This is a genomic window from Micromonospora sp. DT47, from assembly GCF_049844475.1.
GTDB lineage: Bacteria > Actinomycetota > Actinomycetes > Mycobacteriales > Micromonosporaceae > Micromonospora.
In genome coordinates, this window is the sequence record NZ_JBNCLC010000003.1 from 42903 (window position 1) to 66718 (window position 23816).

Consider the following 23816-nt stretch of genomic DNA (forward strand, 5'->3'; position numbering starts at 1 on the left):
CGGCGGACCGACCCGCCCGACGGGGCGGCGGCGTCAGCCGACCGCGCCCTCCATCTGGAGCTCGATCAGGCGGTTGAGCTCCAGGGCGTACTCCATCGGGAGCTCCTTGGCGATCGGCTCGATGAAGCCGCGCACGATCATCGCCATCGCCTCGTCCTCGCTCAGACCGCGGCTCATCAGGTAGAAGAGCTGGTCATCGCTGATCTTGGAGACGGTCGCCTCGTGCCCCATGGACACGTCGTCCTCACGGATGTCGACGTACGGGTAGGTGTCCGAGCGGGAGATGGTGTCGACCAGCAGCGCGTCGCACTTGACCGTGCTCCGGCTGTGGTGCGAGCCCTCCAGCACCTGGACCAGGCCGCGGTACGAGGTGCGGCCGCCGCCCCGGGCGATCGACTTCGACACGATGGTGGAGGAGGTGTGCGGCGCGGCGTGCACCATCTTGGCGCCGGCGTCCTGGTGCTGACCCTGGCCGGCCATGGCCACCGAGAGCACCTCGCCCTTGGCGTGCTCGCCGGTCATGTAGACCGCCGGGTACTTCATGGTGACCTTGGAGCCGATGTTGCCGTCGACCCACTCCATGGTCGCGCCCTCGTGGCAGACGGCGCGCTTGGTGACCAGGTTGTAGACGTTGTTCGACCAGTTCTGGATGGTCGTGTACCGGCAGCGCGCGTTCTTCTTGACGATGATCTCCACCACGGCGCTGTGCAGCGAGTCGGAGGAGTAGATCGGCGCGGTGCAGCCCTCGACGTAGTGCACGTACGCACCCTCGTCGACGATGATCAGCGTCCGCTCGAACTGGCCCATGTTCTCCGTGTTGATCCGGAAGTAGGCCTGCAGCGGGATCTCCACCTGCACGCCCTTGGGCACGTAGATGAACGAGCCGCCGGACCAGACGGAGGTGTTCAGCGCGGCGAACTTGTTGTCGCCGACCGGGATCACCGTGCCGAAGTACTCCTTGAAGACGTCCTCGTGCTCGCGCAGCGCGGTGTCGGTGTCCAGGAAGAGGACGCCCTGCTCCTCAAGGTCCTCACGGATCTTGTGGTAGACCACCTCGGACTCGTACTGCGCCGCGACACCGGCGACCAGCCGCTGCTTCTCGGCCTCGGGGATGCCCAGCCGGTCGTAGGTGTTCTTGATGTCCTCGGGCAGCTCCTCCCAGGAGGTGGCCTGCTTCTCCGTGGACCGGACGAAGTACTTGATGTTGTCGAAGTCGATCCCGGAGAGGTCGGCGCCCCACGCCGGCATCGGCTTACGGCCGAACAGCCGCAGGCCCTTCAGCCGCAGGTCAAGCATCCAGGCCGGCTCGTTCTTCTTGGCCGAGATGTCCCGAACCACCGCCTCGCTGAGGCCGCGCTGGGCGACCGACCCGGCAAGGTCGGGGTCGGCCCAGCCGTACTCGTAGCTACCCAGGGCGGCGAGCTGCTCATCCTGGGTCAGGGGCTGGACGATCTGCTCGGTCATCTATCTGTCCTCACAGTGGTGACGGTTCTACCGGACTGGGCGCGCCCCGGCTGGGCGGGGATGTGCGTGGTGCACACCCCGTCGCCGTGCGCGATGGTGGCCAGGCGCTGCACGTGGGTGCCGACCAGGCGGGAGATCACCGCGGTCTCGGCCTCGCACAGCTGGGGAAACTCGGCGGCCACGTGCGCCACCGGGCAGTGGTGCTGACAGAGCTGGCCGCCGGAGGCGATCGTGGACGCGTTGGCAGCGTAACCCTCCGCGGTGAGCGCTCCGGCGAGCGCCTCCGCCCGGGCCATCGGATCGTCGCCGGCGCCTTCCATGGCGGCCCGGCACCGGGCCTCCAGGGCGGCCACCTGGTCGGCGGCGAACGCCGCGACCGCCTTCGGCCCGCCGTTGCCGGCGATCCAGCGCAGGGCGGCGGTGGCCATGTTGTCGTAGTGATGGGTGCCACAGCGGACCCGGGCCGCGTCGGTCAGCAGGAACACCTTGGCCGGGCGCCCCCGACCGCGGCTGCCCCGGACCGTCTGCTCCCGGGCGACGACGTCGCCGTCGGCGAGCATGGCGTCCAGGTGCCGGCGGATCGCCGCCGGGCTGAGCCCGAGCGCCGAACCGACCTGGGCGGCGGTGGCCGCCCCCTGCTCCAGCAGCAGCTGGGTCACCCGGTCCCGGGTGGAAAGATCGGTGGACGCGGCAGTACCGGCGACCGTCCCGGTCGCCGGCAGGTGCCCGGAGAGCTCCACCGCGTTTTTCACAACGCCAACGTTACGTAATTCGTCCGGGGGCCGCAAACCCGGGTCCCGGTGATCCGGAACACCGGTGCGGCGGAGTCATCCGATCGTGGTCCACTACAGTGCGTAGGATTCGCTCCGTGAAGCGATCCGTCCGGTTCCCGGTCTCCGCCACCCTGCTGCGCCGCCTCGCGTACGCCTCGATCGTGGCGAACGTGGCCATCGTCGTGACCGGTGGGGCGGTCCGGCTCACCGCGTCCGGTCTGGGCTGCCCGACCTGGCCCCGGTGCACCGACGAGTCCTACCACGCCACCGCCGAGATGGGCGTGCACGGGGTGATCGAGTACGGCAACCGGCTGCTCACCTTCGTCGTCGGGTTCATCGCGCTGGCCACGGTGCTGGCGGTGCTGGAGTACCGGCCGCGACGCAAGGGGCTGCTGGGGCTGGCGGTGGCGGTGTTCCTCGGCATCCCGGCCCAGGCGGCGCTCGGGGGCATCACCGTGCTGACCAACCTGAACCCGTGGGTGGTCGGGCTGCACTTCCTCGCCTCGATGGCGGTGATCGCGGCCACGTACGCGCTCTGGCGGCGGATCAAGGACCCGGACGGCCCGGCGGTGCCCGTGGTGCCCGCCCCGCTGCGCGCCCTCGCGGCGATCACCACCGTGGTCAGCGTGGCGGTGCTGGTGGTGGGGACCTGGGTCACCGGCAGCGGTCCACACGCCGGCGACCACGGCGCGGCCCGCAACGGCCTGGACCCGGAGCAGATCTCCCAGGTGCACGCGGACGCGGTGTTCCTGCTGATCGGCCTCTCAGTGGCGCTGGTCTTCGCGTTCCGCGCGGTCGGCGCCGCCGGCCCGGCCCGGGCCGCCGTGGTGCTGGTCGCGGTGGAGCTGTCCCAGGGGCTGGTCGGCTTCGTGCAGTACTTCACCCACCTGCCGGCGATGCTGGTCGGCGCGCACATGCTCGGTTCCTGCCTGGTGCTGCTGGCCACCCTGTCGGTGCTCTGGTCGACCCGCGAACGCCGCCCGGTCGACCCCGCCCCGACCGCGACCCCCGCCGAGGAACCCGTCGCCGCCATCGCCTGACCCGCCGCGCCGCGCCGTCACCGCCAAGGGTGTCGGCGCACCCGCCCGCGGGTCAGGCTGGGCGGCGGAGGTGGGTCAGGATGGCGTCGGCCAGGCGGTCGGGGGCGCCGTCGGCGTACCCGATGAACAGCGACGGCTCGGTGAGCTCCAGCTCCACCAGGACCGGCGCGCCGTCCGGGCCGGGGATGAGGTCCACCCGGGCGTAGAGCAGCCGCTCCGCCCCGCCCGGCACCGCGGCCAGCACCTTCTCCGCGACCGCCAGCTGGTCGTCGGTGGCGGTGCGGGCGGTGATCTCCTCGGCCTTGTAGAGCTCCTCGACGCCGCGGTCCGGGCCGGTCAGCATCGGGCCCTTACGGATCGCGTGGCTGAACGCGAGCCCCCCGGGACCGGCCAGGAAGAGCAGGGCGGTCTCCCCCGCCGTGTCGACGGCGGTCAGGTACGGCTGCACCATGGTGTGCCGGCCCGCCTCCGACAGCCGCCGCACGTGGGCGGCCGCCAGCTCGCGGTGCTCCAGGTCGGCCAGGTCGTACCGCCCGGTGTCCTGGCTGCCCGCGCTGACCGCCGGCTTGATGACGTACTCGCCGTCGGTGGCCGGGGGCGTCCAGGACCCGCCCGGGGCGACCCAGGAGGTCGGCACGGTCGGCACGCCGGCGACGGAGAGCTCGCCCAGGTACCGCTTGTCGGTGTTCCAGGCGACCACGTCGGCCGGGTTGACCAGGGCCGGCACGGTCCGGGCCCAGGCGACGAACTCGTCGCGGCGCAGCGCGTAGTCCCAGGGGGACCGGAGCACGACGAGGTGGTAGCCCGCCCAGTCGACGGCCGGGTCGTCCCAGACGACGGTCTCGGTGTGGACGCCGCGGTCAGCGAGCGGGGCGAGGACGAGCCGGTCGTCCGGGTCGAGCTCGGCGAGCCGGTCACAGGTGACGAGAGCGACCCGGGGTTTCCCCCGGGTCGACTGGTGGTGGTTGGTCAATTTATGTCAACGGGCCATCGTGCGCCGGCCCATGGACCGCCACAGGTCGTTGCTCGGACGCATCTGGTCCATCAGTTCACGCTCCCACGCGTTCTCGACGGTGACTCCCGCCTTGGCGCAAGCCTGCCGCGCGACGACGGTGTCGTCCGCGAACTGGTCGGCCCACACCCCGTCCTCGCCGACGAGGACGATCCGCGCGCCGCGCTTGCCGACGTACTCGATGACCGCCTTCGCGCCACCGTGGCCGGCGGCGAACGACTTGATACCCGAAACCAGCCCGTTGGGGGCGTGCTCGGTGGTCTGCTCAGCCGTCAGCGTCGTATCGGAACCTTCTGCCATGACGCGAAGCCTAAGCAGACATCCACCCGTACGCGCGAGAACGGTGAACCTTTTGTGATGCCAATTACCTATGGGTTTAAGGAAGACCACAGGTGAATTGCCCAGACATGTCGGTTAAGCGAGCCCAAAACGGGCGGGCCGCTACGCCCCCGTGTGTCCGACTTGAGACAGTCGTACGGGACCGGAAAAAGAATCGGAAAATTCACACCCGACGGCCCGTGAACAGGCCGGACGGGCCGCTCAAATCAGCGCGTCGAGGGCGACGGCGGCGAAGAGAATGGTCAGGTAGGTGGTCGACCAGTGGAACAGCCGCATCGGCTTGACCGCATCGCCCCGGACCACCCGGCGGCAGAGCTTGTGCGCCTCCACGAGGAAGATGCCGCCGACCACCAGGGTCGGTACGCCGTAGATCGCGCTCATCCCCATCGGCCAGAGCGCCAGCGAGGTCAGCACGGTGAGCCAGGCGAAGATCAGGATCTCGGCGTTGACCCGGCGCGCGGAGGCGACCACCGGGAGCATCGGGATGCCGGCCCGGGCGTAGTCGTCCTTGTACTTCATGGCGAGCGGGTAGAAGTGCGGCATCTGCCAGAAGAAGACCACCGCGAAGAGCGCCCAGGCCTGCGGCGCCAGCGAGCCGGTGACCGCCGCCCAGCCGATCAGCACCGGCGCCGCGCCGCAGGCTCCACCCCAGAAGGTGTTCGCCGTGGTGGTGCGCTTGAGCCAGAGCGTGTAGACGACGTCGTAGTAGGCGATCGCCGCCAGGGTCAGCCCGGTGGCCAGCAGGTTGGTGAACGTCGCCATCAGGGCGATCGAGACCACCGCCAGGACCAGCCCGAAGACCAGCGCGCTGCGCGGCGACACGGTGTGCGCCGGCAGCGGGCGACGCTTGGTCCGCCGCATCAGCTGGTCGATGTCCCGGTCGATGTAGCAGTTGAGGACGCTCGCCGCGCCGGCGGCGAGCGAGCCGCCGACCAGCACCACGGCCACCAGCCACAGCGACGGCATGCCGCCGTCGGCGAGCATCATCGCCGGCACGGTGGTGACCAGCAGCAGCTCGACGATGCGCGGCTTGGTCAGGGCGACGTACGCCGCGACCACCGCGCGGGCGTCCCGGCGGCCTCGCGCCGACCCCTCGGCCACCGTGCGCACCGGCGGTTGCCCGGAAGGGTCGCTGACGGGGCGCTCGGTGATCATGCTCACGGATTGCCACCTTCCGGCGTCGGCAGGGGAGATCGGGTCGGCCGGGCCCGGGGCAGGGTCCAGATACCGCCCCACAGACTACGCGTCGTCGTTTTGGCTGCCCGGCCGACCCGACAACGGTGCGGGCCGTCACACCCCGCCCGTCCCGGCCCGGTGAGCTGCCCGGCTGAACGGTCGATCGGCCCGACACGTACGTAACACCGTGCACAGATCCCCGGGCGGACGTTTAGGGCCGCTCGATAGGGTCATCAGTGAGGGTTCCGCCCATCTGCCGAGGAGCACAACCATCGTGGCTGCCAACCCACCCGAGCACCCCGCACTCAACTGGTCCGACCTCGACCGCCGGGCCGTCGACACCGTCCGCGTGCTGGCCATGGACGCCGTGGAGAAATCCGGCAACGGTCACCCGGGCACCGCGATGAGCCTCGCGCCCGCGGCGTACCTGCTCTTCAACCGGGTCATGCGGCACAACCCGGCCGACCCGAACTGGCCCGGCCGGGACCGGTTCGTGCTCTCCGCCGGGCATTCCAGCCTGACCCTCTACATCCAGCTCTTCCTCTCCGGCTACCCGCTGAGCCTCGGGGACCTGAAGTCACTGCGGCAGTGGGGCTCCCTCACCCCGGGCCACCCCGAGCACGGCCACACTCCGGGCGTGGAGACCACCACCGGCCCGCTCGGCCAAGGCCTGGGCAACGCGGTCGGCATGGCGATGGCAGCCCGCCGCGAGCGCGGCCTCTTCGACCCGGAGAGCGAGCCGGGCGGGTCGGTCTTCGACCACGACATCTGGTGCATCGTCTCGGACGGCGACATCGAGGAGGGCATCTCCCACGAGGTCAGCTCGCTCGCCGGGCACCAGCAGCTGGGCAACCTCACGGTGATCTACGACGACAACGAGATCTCGATCGAGGACGACACCCGGATCGCCAAGAGCGAGGACGTCGCGGCCCGCTACCAGGCGTACGGCTGGCACGTGCAGACGGTGGACTGGCGTACCGGCGACGCCGACCAGGGCGACTACCACGAGGATGCCGAGGCGCTCTACCAGGCGCTGCTGGCCGCCAAGACGGAGACCGGCCGCCCCTCCTTCATCGCGCTGCGCACCATCATCGGCTGGCCCGCGCCGAACAAGCAGAACACCGGCAAGATCCACGGCTCGGCGCTCGGCGGCGACGAGGTGGCCGCCACCAAGCAGATTCTCGGCTTCGACCCGGCCAAGAGCTTCGAGGTCGACGAGGAGGTGCTCGGCCACGCCCGCCAGGTGCTCAACCGCGGCGGGGCCGCCCAGCAGGAGTGGCAGCAGGCGTTCGACGGTTGGGCCGGGGCGAACCCGGAGCGCAAGGCGCTCTACGACCGGATGGCCGGCCGGGTGCTCCCGGAGGGCTGGACCGACGCGCTGCCGACCTTCCCCGCCGACGCCAAGGGCGTGGCCACCCGGGCCGCCTCCGGCAAGGTGCTGGAGGCGCTCGCCCCGGTGCTGCCCGAGCTCTGGGGCGGCTCGGCCGACCTGGCGGAGAGCAACAACACCACCATGAAGGGCGAGCCGTCGTTCATCCCGGCCGTCCACGCCACCAAGGACTTCCCGGGCCACGAGTACGGCCGCACGCTGCACTTCGGCATCCGTGAGCACGCCATGGGCGCCATCCTCAACGGCATCGCCCTGCACGGCGGCACCCGCCCGTACGGCGGCACCTTCCTGGTGTTCAGCGACTACATGCGCCCCTCGGTGCGGCTCGCCGCGCTGATGAAGCTGCCGGTGGTCTACGTCTGGACGCACGACTCGATCGGCCTCGGCGAGGACGGCCCGACCCACCAGCCGGTGGAGCACCTGACCGCGCTGCGCGCCATCCCCGGCCTGGACGTGGTCCGCCCGGCCGACGCCAACGAGACCGCCTGGGTCTGGCGGCAGGCGCTGGAGCACACCGACCGGCCGACCGCGCTGGCGCTCAGCCGCCAGGCGCTGCCGACCCTGGACCGGAAGCAGCTGGCCGGCGCGGAGGGCGTCGTCAGGGGCGGCTACGTGCTGGCCGAGGCGTCCACCGGCAAGCCGCAGGTGATCATCGTCGGCACCGGCTCCGAGGTGCAGCTCTGCCTCACCGCCCGGGAGCGGCTGGAGGCCGACGGCACCCCCACCCGGGTCGTCTCGATGCCCTGCCAGGAATGGTTCTACGCGCAGGACGAGGCGTACCGGGAGTCGGTCCTGCCGCGCGGGGTAAAGGCACGGGTGAGCGTGGAGGCGGGCATCGCCATGTCGTGGCACGCGATCGTCGGCGAGTGCGGCGAGAGCGTGAGCCTGGAGCACTACGGCGCCAGCGCCCCACACACCGTGCTCTTCGAGCAGCTCGGGTTCACCCCCGACCGGATCGTGGCCGCCGCGCACGCGGCGCTGACCCGGGTGGGCGACATCACCGGTTTCACGACCGGCAACTGAGGGGAGCGTGAACGGCATGACGGACAGGCTGGGTGAGCTCAGCGCCGCGGGTGTGGCGATCTGGCTCGACGATCTTTCCCGGACGCGACTGAGCTCCGGCGGGCTGGACCAGCTGCGCCGAGAGAAGCACCTGGTCGGGGTGACGTCCAACCCGACCATCTTCGCGAAGGCGCTGAGCGACGCGGACGAGTACAACTGGCAACTGAAGGACCTCGCCACCCGTGGGGTGGACGTCGAGGAGGCCGTCCGCATGCTCACCACGTACGACGTGCGGTGGGCCTGTGACGTGATGCGGCCGGCGTACGACGCGACCGCCGGGGTGGACGGCCGGGTCTCCATCGAGGTGGACCCGCGGCTGGCCCACGAGACGCAGAAGACCGTCGCCGAGGCCGGGGCGCTGTGGTGGCTGATCGACCGGCCCAACCTCTTCATCAAGATCCCGGCCACCGAGGCCGGCCTGCCGGCGATCACCGCCACCCTGGCCGAGGGGATCAGCGTCAACGTGACGCTGATCTTCGGACTGGACCGGTACTCGCAGGTGATGGAGGCGTTCCTGGCCGGCCTGGAGCAGGCGAAGGCGAACGGGCACGACCTTTCCAAGATCGGGTCGGTCGCGTCGTTCTTCGTCTCCCGGGTCGACACCGAGGTCGACAAGCGGCTGGAGAAGATCGGTTCCGACGAGGCGAAGGCGCTGCGCGGCAAGGCCGCCGTGGCCAACGCCCAGCTGGCGTACGAGCGCTACGGCGAGGTCTTCTCCTCCGACCGGTGGCAGGCCCTGGCCGACGCCGGCGCCCACCCGCAGCGGCCGCTGTGGGCGTCCACCTCGACCAAGAACCCGGACTACCGGGACGTGATCTACGTCGAGGAGCTGATCGCCCCGGGCACGGTCAACACCATGCCCGAGTCGGTGATCCACGCGGTCGCCGACCACGGCGAGACCCGCGGCGACACCATCACCGGGTCGTACGACGCGGCCCGGAAGGCCTTCGCCGACCTGCAGGCGGTCGGCGTCGACATGGCCGACGTGGTCGCCGTCCTGGAGCGGGAGGGCGTGGAGAAGTTCGCGGCCAGCTGGCTGGAGCTGCTCGACGGGGTGAAGAAGTCGCTGGCCGAGGCGGCCAAGGGCGCCGGCGCCCCGAACAAGGCCGCCAAGGGCAACGCGCGGGCCGCCGCGCAGGCCGGGGGCAACGCGTGACGAAGGGCGTCGGACGCGCCGCGGGGCTCCGCTCCGTGGCGCTCCACGCCGTCGCCCACCAGGCGGGGATGGCGACGTGAGCGAGCTGGTGGCCAGCCCGGAGGGGGCCGCCGGGCTGGCCGTGTACGGCGCGGGCGCGGTCGACCGGTCCGCGCCCGCGTCCGTGCGGGACGCGCTGGTCGCCCGGGACGTCCCGGGCCGGCTGGCGCGGCGGGACCCCACGCTCTGGGGCCCGGACGCCGAGGAGGAGGCGAGGATCCGCCTCGGCTGGCTGGACACCCACCGCCGCAGCCTGGAGCTGCTTCCCCAGCTCGCCGAGCTGACGGAGGAACTGGTCGACCTGGACCACGTGGTGCTCGCCGGGATGGGCGGCTCGTCGCTCGCCGCCGAGGTCATCACGCGGACCCTGGGCCGGCCGCTGACCGTGCTCGACACCACCGACCCGGGCCGGGTCCGAGCGACCCTGGCCGACCGGCTGGAACGCACCGTGGTGGTGGTGGCCAGCAAGTCCGGCGTGACGGTGGAGACCGACAGCCACCGGCGGGCGTACTGGCAGGCGTTCCTGGACGCCGGGATGACCGAGGCCGAGGTCGCCCGGCACTTCGTGGTGGTGACCGACCCGGGCTCCCCGCTGGAGGCCACCGCCAACGAGATGGGTCTGGTGGTGCTGCCGGCCGACCCGGAGGTGGGCGGGCGGTACGCGGCGCTGACCGCGTTCGGCCTGGTCCCCGCGGCGCTGGCCGGGGTCGGCGTGGTCGAGCTGCTCGAGGACGCCGGGTCCTTCGCGGCCTCGCTGGACCGGGACCGGGACAATCCGGGCCTGGCGCTCGGCGCGGCCCTCGGCGCGGCGGCCACCACCGGGCGCGACACGGTCGCCCTGGTTCCCGACGGCACCGGCCTGGACGGCCTGGGCGACTGGGTCGAGCAGCTGCTCGCCGAGTCGACCGGCAAGGCCGGCAGCGGCATCCTGCCGGTGGTCGTCGAGTCGCCCCGGGCCCCCGGCGCGACCGGGCCGGACGTGCTGACCGTGAGCTACGGCGGGGCGCTGACCGCCGGGGACGTCCCCGGCGGCGGCGTCGACCCCGACCTGGCGGTGAACGGCCCGCTCGGCGCGCAGTTCCTGGCCTGGGAGTACGCCACCGCGGTGGCCGGGGCGGTGCTCGGCGTCGACCCGTTCGACCAGCCGAACGTCGCCGAGAGCAAGGAGAACACCCGGCGGATCCTGGAGCAGGGCCCGCCGACGCGGGCGCCGTCGTTCACCGACGGCGCGATCGAGGTGTACGCCCTGCCCGGCGCCCCCACCGACCTGGCCGGCGCGCTGCGCCAGCTGGTCGACGGGGTGGGCGGCGAGGGCTACCTGGCCGTCATGGCGTACCTGGACCGGGTCGCGGACGCCGACGCGGCGCGGCTGCGGCCACTGCTCGCCGAGGTGGCCGGACGGCCGGTGACCTTCGGCTGGGGGCCGCGTTTCCTGCACTCCACCGGGCAGTACCACAAGGGCGGGCCCCCGGTGGGCAGTTATCTTCAGCTGACCGGTGCGGTGGAGGTTGATCTCTCGGTGCCGGGTCGCCCGTACTCCTTCGGGCAGCTGCAGGCGGCGCAGGCCGCCGGTGACCGGCAGGCGCTGGTCGACCGGGGCCGGCCGGTGCTGCGGCTGCACCTGACCGACAGGCCGACCGGCCTGGCCCAGCTGCTGGATGCGATCGGACGGTGGCGGGCGTGACGATGGATGACATGCACCAGACGGAGCGAGGAGGCGGCGTGAACCCGCTGCGCGACGTGCAGGACCGGCGGCTGCCCCGGATCCCGGAGCCGTGCGCTCTGGTGATCTTCGGAGGGACCGGTGACCTGGCGCGCAAGAAGTTGATGCCGGCGGTCTACGACCTGGCCAACCGGGGGCTGCTGCCGCCCGGATTCATGGTGCTGGGCTTCGCCCGGCGGGACTGGGGCGACGGCGACTTCGAGTCGCTGGCCCACGAGGCGGCCAAGAAGCACGCCCGTACCCCCTGGCGGGAGGAGGTGTGGTCGCGGCTGGCCGGCAACATCAAGTTCGTCGGCGGCTCGTTCGACGACGACGCCGCGTTCGACCACCTCGCCGTCGTCCTCGACGAGCTGCGCGACACCCACGGCATCCACGGCAACGCCGCGTTCTACTTCTCCATCCCCCCGGCGGCGTTCCCCGTGGTGCTCAAGCAGCTGGCCCGCACCGGCATGGCCGACAACGCGAAGTCCGGCGGCTGGCGCCGGGTGGTGGTGGAGAAGCCGTTCGGGAACGACCTGCCGTCGGCCAAGGCGCTCAACGACCTGGTCGACGACGTCTTCACCCGTGAGGACGTCTTCCGGATCGACCACTACCTGGGCAAGGAGACGGTCCAGAACATCCTCGCCCTGCGGTTCGCCAACAACCTGTTCGAGCCGCTCTGGAACTCCAAGTACGTCGACTCGGTGCAGATCACCATGGCCGAGGACGGCGGCATCGGCACCCGGGCCGCCTTCTACGACTCGGTCGGCACCGCCCGGGACGTGCTGCAGAACCACCTGCTCCAGCTGCTCGCCCTGGTGGCGATGGAGGAGCCGACCAGCTTCGACGCCGACGAGATCCGGACCGAGAAGCTCAAGGTGCTCAAGGCGATCACCCTGCCGAAGGACGTCAACCGGGACACCGTCCGGGGGCAGTACCTCCCCGGCTGGGTCGGCGGCGAGCGGGCGGTCGGCTACCTGGAGGAGGAGGGCGTCCCGGAGGACTCGACCACCGAGACCTACGTCGCCGTCCGGCTCGGCATCCAGAACCGCCGCTGGGCGGGGGTGCCGTTCTACATCCGCGCCGGCAAGCGGCTGCCCCGCCGGGTGACCGAGGTCGCCATCATGTTCAAGAAGGCGCCGCACCTGCCGTTCGACCCCGCCGACATGGAGATGCTCGGCAACAACCAGCTCGTCATCCGGGTCCAGCCGGACGAGGGCGTGGTGCTGAAGTTCGGCTCGAAGGTGCCCGGCACGGCGATGGAGGTCCGCGACATCGCGATGGACTTCCAGTACGGCGAGGCGTTCACCGAGTCCAGCCCCGAGGCGTACGAGCGCCTGGTGCTGGACGTGCTGATCGGCGACCGGACGCTCTTCCCGGACGCCGCCGAGGTGGAGCAGAGCTGGCAGGCGGTGGACCCGCTCGAGCACGCCTGGGAGGGCACCAAGCCGGAGCCGTACCGGGCCGGTGAGTGGGGCCCGCGGTCGGCCGACGAGATGCTGGCCCGCGAGGGCCGGGCATGGCGGAGAGCGTGAGAGAGCGCAGCGAGCGAACCAGGAGGCTCCGTTGATCGGGCTGTGGGACACCACCGGTAACGAGGTGGTCAAGGCACTCGCCGCCGAGCGGCGCAGCGCGGGCGGGGTGGCCAGCGGCATGGCGCTCACGCTGATCGTGGTGGTGGACGAGAAGCGGGTCCGCGAGGCGGAGGCGGCGGCGACCATCGCCGCCGCCGCCCACCCGTGCCGGCTGCTGGTCGTCGTCCGCGCCGACCTGGAGCGGGAGCGCAACCGGCTGGACGCGGAGATCGTGGTCGGCGGCCGGCTGGGCCCGTGCGAGGCGGTGGTGACCCGGATGTACGGCCGGCTCGCCCTGCACGCCGAGTCCGTGGTGATGCCGCTGCTGGTGCCGGACGTCCCGGTGGTCACCTGGTGGCACGGCGAACCGCCGGCGGAGATCGCGACCGACTTCCTCGGCGTGGTCGCCGACCGCCGGATCACCGACGCCGCCCAGGCGACCGACCCGATCGAGGCGCTGCGGCAGCGGGCCCGGGACTACGCCCCGGGCGACACCGACCTGGCGTGGACCCGGATCACCCCGTGGCGCTCCCTGGTCGCCGGGGCGTTCGACACCACCGAGGCCCGGGTCACCGAGGCCACCGTGGTGGCGCCGCGCACCGATCCGACCGCGGCGCTGATGCGCGGGTGGCTCGCCGCCCGGCTCGGCATCGAGCCCCAGTGGGAGCCGACCGACGAGTTCCCCCGGATGCGCGAGGTGCAGCTGCGCTGCGCCAACGGCGACGAGCTGACGCTGACCCGGGAGGACAGCATGGCGACGTTCCGGCGTACCGGGCAGGAGGACCGGGCCCTGCCGCTGGTCCGCCGCCCGCTCGGCGACGAACTGGCCGAGGAGCTGCGCCGGCTCGACGCCGACCAGGTGTACGCCGAGGCGCTCGGCGCCGCCGCCGGGCTGGCGAACCTGGACCAGCACCCCGCCCATCGGGTGCACGTCTGGAAGGACCCGGCCACCGCGCAGCGGGCCGAGGCCGGAGTCACCGCCCACGCCGGCACCAGCGCGACCCCCTGACGGCCACCGGTGGGCGGGCCGGCACGGTCCGCCCACCGAGTGAGCGGTCGAGGGGCGCGACGGGTGCCGCCACGACGACCAGGGACCGCGACGCCGGTCCGGAAACGAAGGCACAACGAATGAGTGAGGCGAGTGTCGCCGTCCACGCCGACCCCGACCTGCTGGCGCAGGCGGTGGCGGCCCGGTTGGTGGTGAAGCTGCTCGATGCGCAGGCGGAACGGGGTCAGGCGTCGGTGGTGCTGACCGGTGGGCGGATCGCCGCCGCCGTCTACCGGGCGGTGGCCGCGCTGCCGGCCCGGGACGCGGTCGACTGGTCCCGGGTGGACATCTGGTGGGGCGACGAACGCTTCCTGCCGGCCGGCGACCCGGAGCGCAACGAGACCCAGGCGCGGGCGGCGCTGCTGGACGGGGTGCCGCTGGACCCGGCGCGGGTGCACCCGATGCCGGCCTCCGACGGTCCGGCCGGGCCGGACCCGGAGGCGGCCGCCGCCGGATACGCCGAGGAACTGGCCCGGGCGGCCCGCCCCGGGCACGCCGCGCTCCCCCACTTCGACGTCCTGCTGCTGGGCGTCGGTGAGGACGGGCACGTGGCGTCGGTCTTTCCCGAGCACCCGGTGCACCACGAGAACCGGCCGGTCAGCGGGGTACGGGGCGCCCCGAAGCCGCCGCCGGTGCGTACCACGCTCACCCTGCCGGCGATCAACACCGCCGAGGAGGTCTGGCTGGTGGCCAGCGGCGCCGACAAGGCCCGGGCGGTCGGCATGGCGCTGGCCGGGGCGGGCCCGGTACAGCTGCCGGCGGCCGGCGTGCGGGGCATCGCGCGTACCCTCTGGCTGCTGGACCGGCCGGCGGCGGCCGACGTGCCGCCCCGGCTGCGCAGCCTGCGCTGACCGACGTCGGCGGAGCCCTGTTCGGGATGGGACCGGGGCTCCGGCGGGTCAGTCCCGGCCGCGGCGCTGGCGGAGCGCGGCGAGGGCCTCAGCCAGGATCGCCTCACCCTCCGCGGGGCTGCGCCGCTCCTTCACGTACGCCAGGTGGGTCTTGTACGGCTCGGGGCGGACCCGCCCGGGCGGGTTCTCGGCGTCCCGGCCGGCGGGGAGGCCGCAGCGCGGGCAGTCCCAGAGCGGCGGCTCCTCGGCCTCCAGCGCCACCCTGATCTCGGTGACGTGGTCGTTGCGGCACCAGTAGGTCACCGCGCGGCACGGGGCCGGCTCGTACCGTTCGCTGAGGCGTTCCGGGGCGGATCCGACCCGGGATCCGCGGATCACGTTGCCACTGGGCACGGCTGCTCGCTCCTGTCGTCGGAGGGGACCGCCGCTCAGGGGGGTGGGCGGCGGCGACGCGGTGCAGCGGGACGAAAAGAACTGCGCGCGGCCCGTCGGGTGACGGACCGCGCGCAGATTGTACGACTTGGCGAAGCCGCTCAGGACCCGCTGTTGAGCTGGAGCCGGAGCCAGAGCCCGAGCCCGATGATGCAGGCGAACCAGACGATGCTCACCAGAACGGTGTAGCGGTCCAGGTTCTTCTCGGCCACCGACGAGCCGGCCAGGCTGGAGCTGACGCCGCCGCCGAACATGCTCGACAACCCGCCGCCCTTACCTCGGTGCAGCAGGATCAGCATGGTGAGCAGGATGCTCGTGATGACCAGCAACACGATCAACGTGTATGCGAACCAGATCGGCATGGCTGGGGTCAGTCCTCTCGTTACGATCCTCGCCCGGACAGATCGGGCACGGTGGCACCGACCGGTGGACGGGCGGAGTCAAGGATAGCGAGCGATCAGCGGGCGGTGTGCTCCGGGAACCGGCAGATCTTCGCGAACTCCTCGGCGTCCAGGCTGGCGCCGCCGACCAGGGCCCCGTCCACGTCCGGCTGGACCATGATCGCGGCGACGTTCGACGACTTGACCGACCCGCCGTAGAGGATCCGGACCTGGTCGGCGGTGCTCTGGTCGAAGGTCTCGACCAGCCGCTTGCGGACCTCGCCGCAGACCTCCTGGGCGTCCTCCGGGGTCGCCGTCTTGCCGGTGCCGATCGCCCAGACCGGCTCGTACGCCACGACGACCTTGGCGACCTGCTCCGCGGTGAGCCCGCGCAGGGCGCCGTCGAGCTGGTCGCAGCAGTGCGGCACGTGCCGCAGCTGCTCCCTGATCTCCAGGCCCTCGCCGATGCAGAGGATCGGGGTGAGCCCGTTGGCCAGCGCCGCCGCCACCTTGGCGTTGACGATCGCGTCGTCCTCGTAGTGGTGGGCGCGCCGCTCGGAGTGCCCGACCACCACGTACGTGCAGCCCAGCTTGGCCAGCATCGGCCCGGAGATGTCCCCGGTGTAGGCGCCCGACTGGTACGGCGACAGGTCCTGCCCGCCGTAGCCGATCAGCAGCTTGTCGCCGTCCACCGCGGTCTGCACCGTACGCAGGTCGGTGAAGGGTGGCAGGACCACCGTCTCCACCTCGGTGAGCTGCTTCTCGGTGAGGCTCGCGGCCAGCTTCTGCACCAGCAGGTTGGCCTCGAGGTGGTTCAGGTTCATCTTCCAGTTGCCGGCCATCAGCGGCCGGCGGGTGGTGCTCGCCATCAGTTCTCCAGGGCCGCGATGCCGGGGAGGGTCTTGCCCTCCAGGTATTCCAGGGAGGCGCCGCCACCGGTGGAGATGTGCCCGAAGGACGACTCGTCCAGCCCCAGCGCCCGCACCGCGGCGGCGGAGTCACCGCCACCGACGACAGTGAACGCGTCGGTCTTCGTGATCGCCTCGGCGACCCCGCGGGTGCCGTTGGCGAACGCCGGCATCTCGAACACGCCCATCGGGCCGTTCCAGAAGACCGTCTTCGCCTGGGACAACGCGGCGGCGAAGCCGGCCACCGTCTCCGGGCCGATGTCCAGCCCGACCCGGTGGCTCGGGATGCCGTCGGCGCGCACGGTGTCGTGCGCGGCGTCCGGGGCGAACGCGTCCGCGGCCACCACGTCGACCGGGAGCATGATCTTGCCGCCGGACCGCTCCAGGAGGTTGCCGCAGGTCTCGACCATCTCCTCCTCCAGCAGCGAGGTGCCCACCTCGTGGCCCTGGGCCTTGAGGAAGGTGAAGCACATCCCGCCGCCGATGAGCAGCCGGTCGACCTTCGGCAGCAGCGCCTCGATCACGGCCAGCTTGTCGGAGACCTTGGAACCGCCCAGCACCACCACGTACGGGCGCTCCGGCTCGCCGGTCAGCTTGCCGAGCACCTCGACCTCGCGCAGCACCAGCCGGCCGGCCACGTGCGGCAGCCGGGCCGGCACGTCGTACACGCTGGCGTGCTTGCGGTGCACGGCGCCGAAGGCGTCGTCCACGTAGGCCTCGCCGAAGGCGGCGAGCTGGTCGGCGAAGGCCCCCCGCTCGGCGTCGTCCTTGCTGGTCTCCCCCTTGTTGAAGCGGAGGTTCTCCAGCAGGGCGACCTGGCCGTCGGACAGCTGGTCCACGGTGGACCGGGCGGAGTCGCCGACGGTGTCCTCGGCGACGTGCACCGGCGCGCCGAGCAGCTCGCCGAGCCGCCCGGCGACCGGGCGGAGGCTGTACTGCGGGTCCGGCGCGCCCTTCGGGCGGCCCAGGTGCGCGCAGACCACGACCTTGGCGCCGGCCTCGGTCAGCGCGCCCAGCGTCGGCAGCACCGCACGGATGCGCCCGTCGTCGGTGATCTCACCGGTCTGCTTGTCGAGCGGGACGTTCAGGTCGGCACGCACCAGCACACGCCGACCCGACACCCCCTCTGCCAGCAGGTCGTCGAGGGTACGGATGCTCACAGCGACTGACCCACCAGCTTGACCAGGTCCACCAGGCGGTTGGAGTAGCCCCACTCGTTGTCGTACCAGCCGACGACCTTGACCTGGTTGCCGACGACCTTGGTCAGCGGCGCGTCGAAGATGCAGGACGCCGGGTCGGTGACGATGTCCGAGGAGACGATCGGGTCCTCGTTGTAGACCAGGATGCCCTTGAGCGGACCGTCGGCGGCGGCGGCCTTCATCGCGGCGTTGACCTCGTCCACGGTGGTCTCGCGGCCGACGGTGACGGTCAGGTCGGTGGTGGAGCCGGTCGGGATCGGCACCCGCAGCGCGTAGCCGTCCAGCTTGCCCTTGAGCCCCGGCAGGACCAGGCCGATCGCCTTGGCGGCGCCGGTCGAGGTCGGGACGATGTTCAGCGCGGCGGCCCGGGCGCGGCGCAGGTCCTTGTGCGGCGCGTCCTGGAGGTTCTGGTCCTGGGTGTACGCGTGGATGGTCGTCATCAGACCCTGCTGCACGCCGAACGTGTCCTGCAGGACCTTCGCCATCGGGGCGAGGCAGTTGGTGGTGCAGGAGGCGTTGGAGATGATGGTGTGCTTGGCCGGGTCGTACTGGTCGTGGTTGACGCCCATCACGACCGTGAAGTCCTCGTTCTTCGCCGGGGCGGAGATGATGACCTTCTTGGCCCCGCCGTCGATGTGCGCCTTCGCCTTCGTGGCGTCGGTGAAGAAGCCGGTGGACTCGATCACCACGTCCACGCCGACCTCGCCCCACGGCAGCTTCGCCGGGTCCTTCTCCTCGTACACCTTGATGGTTTTGCCGCCCACGGTGATCTCGTCGGCGGTGGCCTTGACCTCGTGCGGGAGGCGACCCAGGATGCTGTCGTACTTGACAAGGTGGGCGAGCGTCGCGTTGTCGGTCAGGTCGTTGACCGCCACGACCTCGATGTCAGCGCCGGACGCCAGCACTGCCCGGAAGAAGTTACGGCCGATCCGGCCGAAGCCGTTGATGCCAACCCGGATGGTCACAGGTCCCATCTCCTCGCGTTCTGGTCCGCCGGCGTCAGACCCGGGCCGGCGGAGGTGTGTGCGCCGACCGTTGGAGCCGGCCGTTGACGGTTCATCTCGGCCACCCCGCCGCGGTCTCAAGGACCTGACCGCCCGAGGCGGTGAGCACGGCGAGAAGTGCCTGTGCCGGCCCCCTTGCCGTACGCAGCGACCTTATCCGAGCGCGCGGCGCCGCGCTGCGCCGGGTGGTGATCCGGGTCGCACCGCGGGGCCCCACCGTCCTATCAGACCACGAGCATGTCCGGCGTGACTGCCGCTTCGGTATCCGGGATGCCCAGGTCGCGGGCCCGCTTGTCGGCCAGCGCCAGCAGCCGGCGGATCCGCCCCGCGATGGCGTCCTTGGTCAGCGGCGGGTCGGCCAGCGCACCCAGTTCCTCCAGCGAGGCCTGCCGGTGCTCCAGCCGCAGCTGGCCGGCCGAGGTCAGGTGGTTGGGGGCGTCGTCGGCGAGGATCTCCAGCGCCCGGGTCACCCGGGCGGCGGCGGCCACCGCGGCGCGGGCCGAGCGGCGCAGGTTGGCGTCGTCGAAGTTGGCCAGCCGGTTCGCGGTGGCCCGGACCTCGCGGCGGACCCGGCGCTCCTCCCAGGCCAGCACGCTGGAGTGCGCGCCGATGCGGGTGAGCAGCGCGGCGATCGCGTCGCCGTCCTTGACCACCACCCGGTCCACCCCGCGCACCTCGCGGTTCTTGGCGGAGATGCCCATCCGGCGGGCCGCGCCGACCAGGGCGAGCGCGGACTCCGGACCGGGGCAGGTGATCTCCAGCGCGCTGGACCGGCCGGGCTCGGTCAGCGAGCCGTGCGCCATGAACGCGCCCCGCCAGGCCGACACCGCGCAGCAGACGTTCGCCGCCACCACGTGCGGCGGCAGACCGCGCACCGGTCGGCCGCGCACGTCCAGCAGGCCGGTCTGCCGGGCGAGGGCCTCGCCGTCCTTGACCACCCGGACGATGAAGTGGCTGCCCTTGCGCAGCCCGCCCGAGGCGAGCACGTGGATCTCGCTGGGGTAGCCGTACACCTCGGCGACCTCCCGGCGCAGCCGGCGGGCCACCGCCCCGGTGTCCAGCTCGGCCTCGACCACCACCCGCCCGGAGACGATGTGCAGCCCGCCGGCGAAGCGCAGCAGCGCCGCCATCTCCGCCCGACGGCAGCAGGGCTTGGGCACGTCGACCCGACTCAGCTCGTCCTTGACCGCAGCCGTCATCGCCATTCTGCGCCCCCTCACGGACCGGTACCGGCGTGTCGCCGGTGATTACGTAGGTGCTTAACGATCGGCGCCCAGGACAGGCACCAGCGCGGCGCCCAGGGCGGCCGGATCATGACGGGGCGAACCGTCGGTGACGGCGACGGGGGCAAGGACCAGCCGGGCACCCAGCGATTCTGCCGCACGTCCGACCGGTTCGGGATCACCCACCGCCTTGGAATCGGCCAACACGTAGTCCACCGTGAGCGGCGGAAGGTACCAGTGCAGGGCGGCCAGGTGGTCGGCCGCGGAGAGCCCGAGGGTCTCCTTCTCGGCCGCCAGATTGAGCGTGACCAGCCGGCGGGCCGGACTGGCGACGATCGCGGCGGCCAGCCCCGGGACCAGCAGGTGCGGCAGCACGCTGGTGTACCAGCTGCCCGGCCCGAAGATCAGCCAGTCGGCCGCGGAGATCGCCTCCACCGCCTCGTCGCACGGCTCCGGGGCGTCGGGGGTGAGTCGCAGCGACTCCACCCGGCCGGTGCTCACCGCGACCTGGTGCTGGCCACGCACGGTGCGTACCTCGTCGGGGCGGTCCGGGTCGGCGCCGCGGACCCGGGCCTCGATGCCGACCGGCTGGCGGGACATCGGCAGCACCCGACCGACCGTGCCGAGCATCGCGCCGGCATGCTCCAGTGCGGCCACCGGGTCGCCGAGCTGCTCGATCAGGCCGCAGAGCACCAGGTTGCCCACCGCGTGCCCGGCCAGCCCGTCGCCGACGCCGCCGGCGAACCGGTGCTGGAACAGGCCGGCGCTGCGCCGGGTGGCCGGGTGGTCGCCGGCCAGCGCCACGAGGGCCTGCCGCAGGTCGCCCGGGGGCAGGCCGCCGCGCTCGGCGCGCAGCCGACCGCTGGAGCCGCCGTCGTCGCCGACGGTGACCACCGCGGTGATGTCGAGGTCGAGTTCCGGGGCGCAGTGCCGCAGTGCGCGCAGCTTGGCGGAGAGGCCGTGCCCCCCGCCGAAGGCGACCACCTTCGTCGCCGTCATTCCCGCCCCAGGTCCCGGTGCTGCGCGTTGGCGGCGAGCCCGGACTGGCGCAGCCGGCCGGCCAGTTCCTCGGCGATCGCCACACTGCGGTGCTTGCCGCCGGTGCAGCCGACCGCCACGGTCAGGTAGCGCTTGCCCTCCCGCTCGAACCCGACGGTGGTGGCGTTGACCAGGTCGGCGTACCCGGCCACGAACGCGTCCGCGCCCTCCTGGCCCAGCACGTACGCGCTGACCGCCTCCTCCCGCCCGGTGTGCTCGCGCAGCTCCGGCACCCAGTACGGGTTGGGCAGGAAGCGGGCGTCGAGCACGAAGTCGGCGTCCGGCGGCAGGCCGTACTTGAACCCGAAGGAGAGCACGGTGACCCGCAGCCGGCGGGCGTCCTCGCCGCCGAACAGCTCCTCGACCCGGCGGCGGAGCTGGTTGACGTTGAGGTGGCTGGTGTCGATGATCACGTCGGCCAGGTCCCGGGCCTCCTCGAGCAGGGCGCGCTCGACGGCGATGCCGTCGGCCAGCCGCCCCTCGCCCTGCAGGGGATGCGAGCGGCGGACGCTCTCGAACCGGCGGATCAGCACCTCGTCGTCGGCGTCGACGAAGACCACCCGGGGGGAGAAGCCGCGGTCCTTGAGCTCGCGGATCGCCCCGGCCAGGTCGGTGGAGAAGGCCCGCGAGCGCACGTCCAGCACCATCGCCGTACGCCGGGCCGCGCCGCCGGCCTTGACCGCCAGCTCGGCCATGTCGAGCATCAGCGCCTGGGGCAGGTTGTCGACCACGTAGTAGCCGACGTTCTCCAGGGCCCGGGCCACCGTGCTACGGCCGCCGCCGGAGAGCCCGGTGACCACCACCAGGGTGGTGTCCGATTCCGCCGTGCCGCCGTCCGTCCGCGCCTCGCTCACCCACTACCCCCATGCCGTCCCGCCGCGTCCGGTACGCCCGCGTGGTCAGTCAGCGACTCTATCCCGCCGGGCGGCGTCGATCGGTTTCCACCCTTCCGACCGGTACCGGTGTCGGTCGGCACACCGCCCCTGGGGCAAGCAGCCGCGCCCGGCGCGGCATTCCCGGACGGGCGGCCGCGCCGGCGGCGTGGCCTGACGGGTCGGCGGCGGCCGGGTGTCGGGGTCGGCTCGTAGACTCCCCGGATGACCTCCCCCACCGACACCCGCACCGAGGACGCGCTCGGGGTGCTGCGCCGGGTCTTCGGCTACGACGCCTTCCGCGGCTCCCAGCGGGAGGTCATCGACCACGTGGTGGCCGGCGGCGACGCGCTGGTGCTGATGCCCACCGGCGGCGGCAAGTCGCTCTGCTACCAGATCCCGGCGCTGGTCCGCGACGGCGTCGCGGTGGTGGTCTCCCCGCTGATCGCGCTCATGCAGGACCAGGTCGACGCGCTGACCGCGGTCGGCGTCCGGGCCGGCTTCCTCAACTCGACCCAGGATCTCGACGCCCGTCGCACGGTCGAGGCGGCGTTCCTCGCCGGCGAGCTCGACCTGCTCTACCTCGCCCCGGAGGCGCTCGGCTCCCGGGCCACCCTCGGGCTGCTCGACCGGGGCCGGATCGCGATGTTCGCCATCGACGAGGCGCACTGCGTCTCGCAGTGGGGGCACGACTTCCGCCCCGACTACCTGGCTCTGTCGATGCTGCACGAACGCTGGCCCGAGGTGCCCCGGATCGCGCTGACCGCCACCGCCACCAGCGCCACCCGGGCCGAGATCGCCACCCGGCTCAAGCTCACCGACGCCCGGCACTTCGTGGCCAGCTTCGACCGGCCCAACATCCAGTACCGGATCGTGCCCAAGCGGGAGCCGCGCAAGCAGCTGCTCGGCCTGCTGCGCGACGAGCACCCGGGCGACGCGGGGATCGTCTACTGCCTGTCCCGCGCCTCGGTGGAGAAGACCGCCGAGTTCCTGGTCGCCAACGGGATCGCCGCACTGCCGTACCACGCGGGCCTGGCCGCGGCCACCCGCGCCACCCACCAGCGGCGGTTCCTGCGCGAGGACGGCCTGGTCATGGTGGCGACCATCGCCTTCGGCATGGGCATCGACAAACCAGACGTCCGGTTCGTCGCCCACCTCGACCTGCCCAAGTCGGTGGAGGGCTACTACCAGGAGACCGGGCGCGCCGGCCGGGACGGGCTCCCGTCGACCGCCTGGCTCGCGTACGGGCTCCAGGACGTGGTGCAGCAGCGAAAGATGATCGAGACCTCGGAGGGGGACCTCGCGCACCGGCGCAACCTCGCCACCCACCTGGACGCGATGCTGGCCCTCTGCGAGACGGTCCGCTGCCGACGGGCGCAGCTGCTCGACTACTTCGGCGAGCCCGGGGCGGCCGGCTGCGGCAACTGCGACACCTGCCTGACCCCGCCGGAGACCTGGGACGGCACGGTGGCCGCGCAGAAGCTGCTCTCCACCGTGTTCCGGCTGGACCGGGAGCGCAACCAGCGCTTCGGCGCCGGGCACTGCGTCGACATTCTGCTCGGCCGGACGACCGACAAGATCACCCAGTACGGCCACGACGCGCTGACCACCTTCGGCATCGGCGCCGAGCTGCGCGAGACCGAGTGGCGCGGGGTGGTCCGGCAACTGCTGGCCGAGGGGCTGCTCGCGGTCGAGGGCGACTACGGCACGCTGGCGCTGACCGAGGCCAGCGCGGAGGTGCTGGGCCGCCGCCGCACGGTGACCATGCGCCGGGAGCCGGAGCGGCCGGCGTCCACCCGGTCGGCGAAGCCGCGCGGCGCGGCCACCGTGGTCGCCGATCTCGACCCGGCCGCCGCGTCGCTCTTCGACCGGCTGCGCGCCTGGCGGGCGGCGACCGCCAAGGAGCAGGGCGTCCCGGCGTACGTGATCTTCCACGACGCCACCCTCCGCCAGATCGCGACGGACGCCCCGGCCTCACTGGCCGACCTGTCCCGGGTCAACGGCGTCGGGGAGAACAAGCTCGCCAAGTACGGCGAGCAGATCCTCACCGTCCTCGCCGAGGCGGCCTGACCGCCGGCGCCACGCACCGGCGGTCGCCGCCGTTACGCCCGGTCGCGGCCGGCACCGGTCGGTC

The 23816-nt window shown here is 72.4% G+C and carries 21 protein-coding genes; 8 read left to right on the forward strand and 13 right to left on the reverse strand.

Going from position 1 to position 23816, the window contains the following annotated elements; translation table 11 throughout:
• Window positions 1–33 precede the first annotated feature (33 nt).
• Together sufB and ACLQ2U_RS05240 are read right to left on the reverse strand one after the other, a co-directional pair.
• On the reverse strand, window positions 34–1464 hold the full coding sequence (gene sufB / locus ACLQ2U_RS05235; RefSeq protein WP_425749387.1) for a Fe-S cluster assembly protein SufB: 1431 nt from the start codon (window positions 1462–1464) through the stop codon (window positions 34–36).
• A complete protein-coding gene (locus ACLQ2U_RS05240; RefSeq protein WP_425749388.1) occupies window positions 1461–2216 on the reverse strand; it encodes a helix-turn-helix transcriptional regulator in 756 nt (251 codons plus the stop codon). Before ACLQ2U_RS05240 ends, sufB begins: the two co-directional genes overlap by 4 nt.
• Before the next feature lie 98 nt (window positions 2217–2314).
• Between ACLQ2U_RS05240 and ACLQ2U_RS05245 the strand changes: the two genes are divergently transcribed.
• Window positions 2315–3277 carry a COX15/CtaA family protein gene (locus ACLQ2U_RS05245; RefSeq protein ID WP_425749389.1) on the forward strand — a complete coding sequence of 321 codons (963 nt, stop codon included), beginning with the start codon at window positions 2315–2317 and terminating at the stop codon, window positions 3275–3277.
• Window positions 3278–3329: 52 nt separating this feature from the next.
• On the opposite strand, the gene ACLQ2U_RS05250 is transcribed toward ACLQ2U_RS05245, so the two are convergent.
• The 3 genes from ACLQ2U_RS05250 to ACLQ2U_RS05260 all read right to left on the reverse strand — a co-directional run bounded on the left by ACLQ2U_RS05250 (window position 3330) and on the right by ACLQ2U_RS05260 (window position 5789).
• On the reverse strand, window positions 3330–4250 hold the full coding sequence (locus ACLQ2U_RS05250; RefSeq protein WP_425749390.1) for an ATP-grasp domain-containing protein: 921 nt from the start codon (window positions 4248–4250) through the stop codon (window positions 3330–3332).
• Between the two features lie 6 nt (window positions 4251–4256).
• Window positions 4257–4589: a hypothetical protein gene (locus ACLQ2U_RS05255; RefSeq protein ID WP_425749391.1), complete on the reverse strand. Its 333-nt coding sequence runs from the start codon at window positions 4587–4589 to the stop codon at window positions 4257–4259.
• A 240-nt stretch (window positions 4590–4829) separates the two neighbouring features.
• On the reverse strand, window positions 4830–5789 hold the full coding sequence (locus ACLQ2U_RS05260) for a heme o synthase (protein WP_425749392.1): 960 nt from the start codon (window positions 5787–5789) through the stop codon (window positions 4830–4832).
• A 289-nt stretch (window positions 5790–6078) separates the two neighbouring features.
• Between ACLQ2U_RS05260 and tkt the strand changes: the two genes are divergently transcribed.
• From tkt to pgl, 6 genes are all read left to right on the forward strand, one after another.
• The gene (tkt, locus tag ACLQ2U_RS05265; RefSeq protein ID WP_425749393.1) at window positions 6079–8217 is read left to right on the forward strand and encodes a transketolase; all 2139 of its coding nucleotides are present in this window, start codon (window positions 6079–6081) and stop codon (window positions 8215–8217) included.
• 16 nt (window positions 8218–8233) lie between these two features.
• Window positions 8234–9412 carry a transaldolase gene (gene tal, locus ACLQ2U_RS05270; protein ID WP_425749394.1) on the forward strand — a complete coding sequence of 393 codons (1179 nt, stop codon included), beginning with the start codon at window positions 8234–8236 and terminating at the stop codon, window positions 9410–9412.
• A gap of 76 nt (window positions 9413–9488) precedes the next feature.
• Window positions 9489–11135 (forward strand): glucose-6-phosphate isomerase, encoded by a 1647-nt coding sequence (locus ACLQ2U_RS05275; protein WP_425749395.1) that lies wholly within the window; start codon window positions 9489–9491, stop codon window positions 11133–11135.
• Window positions 11136–11137: 2 nt separating this feature from the next.
• The gene (gene zwf, locus ACLQ2U_RS05280; protein WP_425749731.1) at window positions 11138–12688 is read left to right on the forward strand and encodes a glucose-6-phosphate dehydrogenase; all 1551 of its coding nucleotides are present in this window, start codon (window positions 11138–11140) and stop codon (window positions 12686–12688) included.
• A gap of 31 nt (window positions 12689–12719) precedes the next feature.
• Window positions 12720–13736 carry a glucose-6-phosphate dehydrogenase assembly protein OpcA gene (locus ACLQ2U_RS05285; RefSeq protein ID WP_425749396.1) on the forward strand — a complete coding sequence of 339 codons (1017 nt, stop codon included), beginning with the start codon at window positions 12720–12722 and terminating at the stop codon, window positions 13734–13736.
• Window positions 13737–13855: 119 nt separating this feature from the next.
• On the forward strand, window positions 13856–14626 hold the full coding sequence (gene pgl, locus ACLQ2U_RS05290) for a 6-phosphogluconolactonase (RefSeq protein ID WP_425749397.1): 771 nt from the start codon (window positions 13856–13858) through the stop codon (window positions 14624–14626).
• A 48-nt stretch (window positions 14627–14674) separates the two neighbouring features.
• Here pgl and ACLQ2U_RS05295 read toward each other — a convergent pair whose 3' ends face one another.
• The 8 genes from ACLQ2U_RS05295 to rapZ all read right to left on the reverse strand — a co-directional run bounded on the left by ACLQ2U_RS05295 (window position 14675) and on the right by rapZ (window position 21664).
• On the reverse strand, window positions 14675–15019 hold the full coding sequence (locus ACLQ2U_RS05295) for an RNA polymerase-binding protein RbpA (protein ID WP_425749398.1): 345 nt from the start codon (window positions 15017–15019) through the stop codon (window positions 14675–14677).
• Window positions 15020–15159: 140 nt separating this feature from the next.
• Window positions 15160–15420, reverse strand: coding sequence for a preprotein translocase subunit SecG (gene secG, locus ACLQ2U_RS05300; RefSeq protein WP_425749399.1), 261 nt, complete (start codon window positions 15418–15420; stop codon window positions 15160–15162).
• A gap of 95 nt (window positions 15421–15515) precedes the next feature.
• Window positions 15516–16307, reverse strand: a complete 792-nt coding sequence (gene tpiA, locus ACLQ2U_RS05305) for a triose-phosphate isomerase (RefSeq protein WP_425749400.1) — start codon at window positions 16305–16307, stop codon at window positions 15516–15518.
• A complete protein-coding gene (locus tag ACLQ2U_RS05310) occupies window positions 16307–17506 on the reverse strand; it encodes a phosphoglycerate kinase (protein WP_425749401.1) in 1200 nt (399 codons plus the stop codon). Before ACLQ2U_RS05310 ends, tpiA begins: the two co-directional genes overlap by 1 nt.
• Window positions 17503–18510, reverse strand: a complete 1008-nt coding sequence (gene gap, locus ACLQ2U_RS05315; RefSeq protein WP_425749402.1) for a type I glyceraldehyde-3-phosphate dehydrogenase — start codon at window positions 18508–18510, stop codon at window positions 17503–17505. The genes ACLQ2U_RS05310 and gap overlap by 4 nt, the downstream gene beginning before the upstream one ends.
• A gap of 263 nt (window positions 18511–18773) precedes the next feature.
• The gene (gene whiA / locus ACLQ2U_RS05320) at window positions 18774–19754 is read right to left on the reverse strand and encodes a DNA-binding protein WhiA (protein ID WP_425749403.1); all 981 of its coding nucleotides are present in this window, start codon (window positions 19752–19754) and stop codon (window positions 18774–18776) included.
• Between the two features lie 54 nt (window positions 19755–19808).
• Window positions 19809–20771, reverse strand: coding sequence for a gluconeogenesis factor YvcK family protein (locus ACLQ2U_RS05325; protein WP_425749404.1), 963 nt, complete (start codon window positions 20769–20771; stop codon window positions 19809–19811).
• Window positions 20768–21664 carry an RNase adapter RapZ gene (rapZ, locus tag ACLQ2U_RS05330; protein WP_425749405.1) on the reverse strand — a complete coding sequence of 299 codons (897 nt, stop codon included), beginning with the start codon at window positions 21662–21664 and terminating at the stop codon, window positions 20768–20770. The genes ACLQ2U_RS05325 and rapZ overlap by 4 nt, the downstream gene beginning before the upstream one ends.
• A gap of 243 nt (window positions 21665–21907) precedes the next feature.
• Between rapZ and recQ the strand changes: the two genes are divergently transcribed.
• Entirely contained in the window at window positions 21908–23752 is a 1845-nt protein-coding gene (recQ, locus tag ACLQ2U_RS05335; RefSeq protein ID WP_425749406.1) for a DNA helicase RecQ, read from the forward strand.
• Window positions 23753–23816 lie beyond the last annotated feature (64 nt).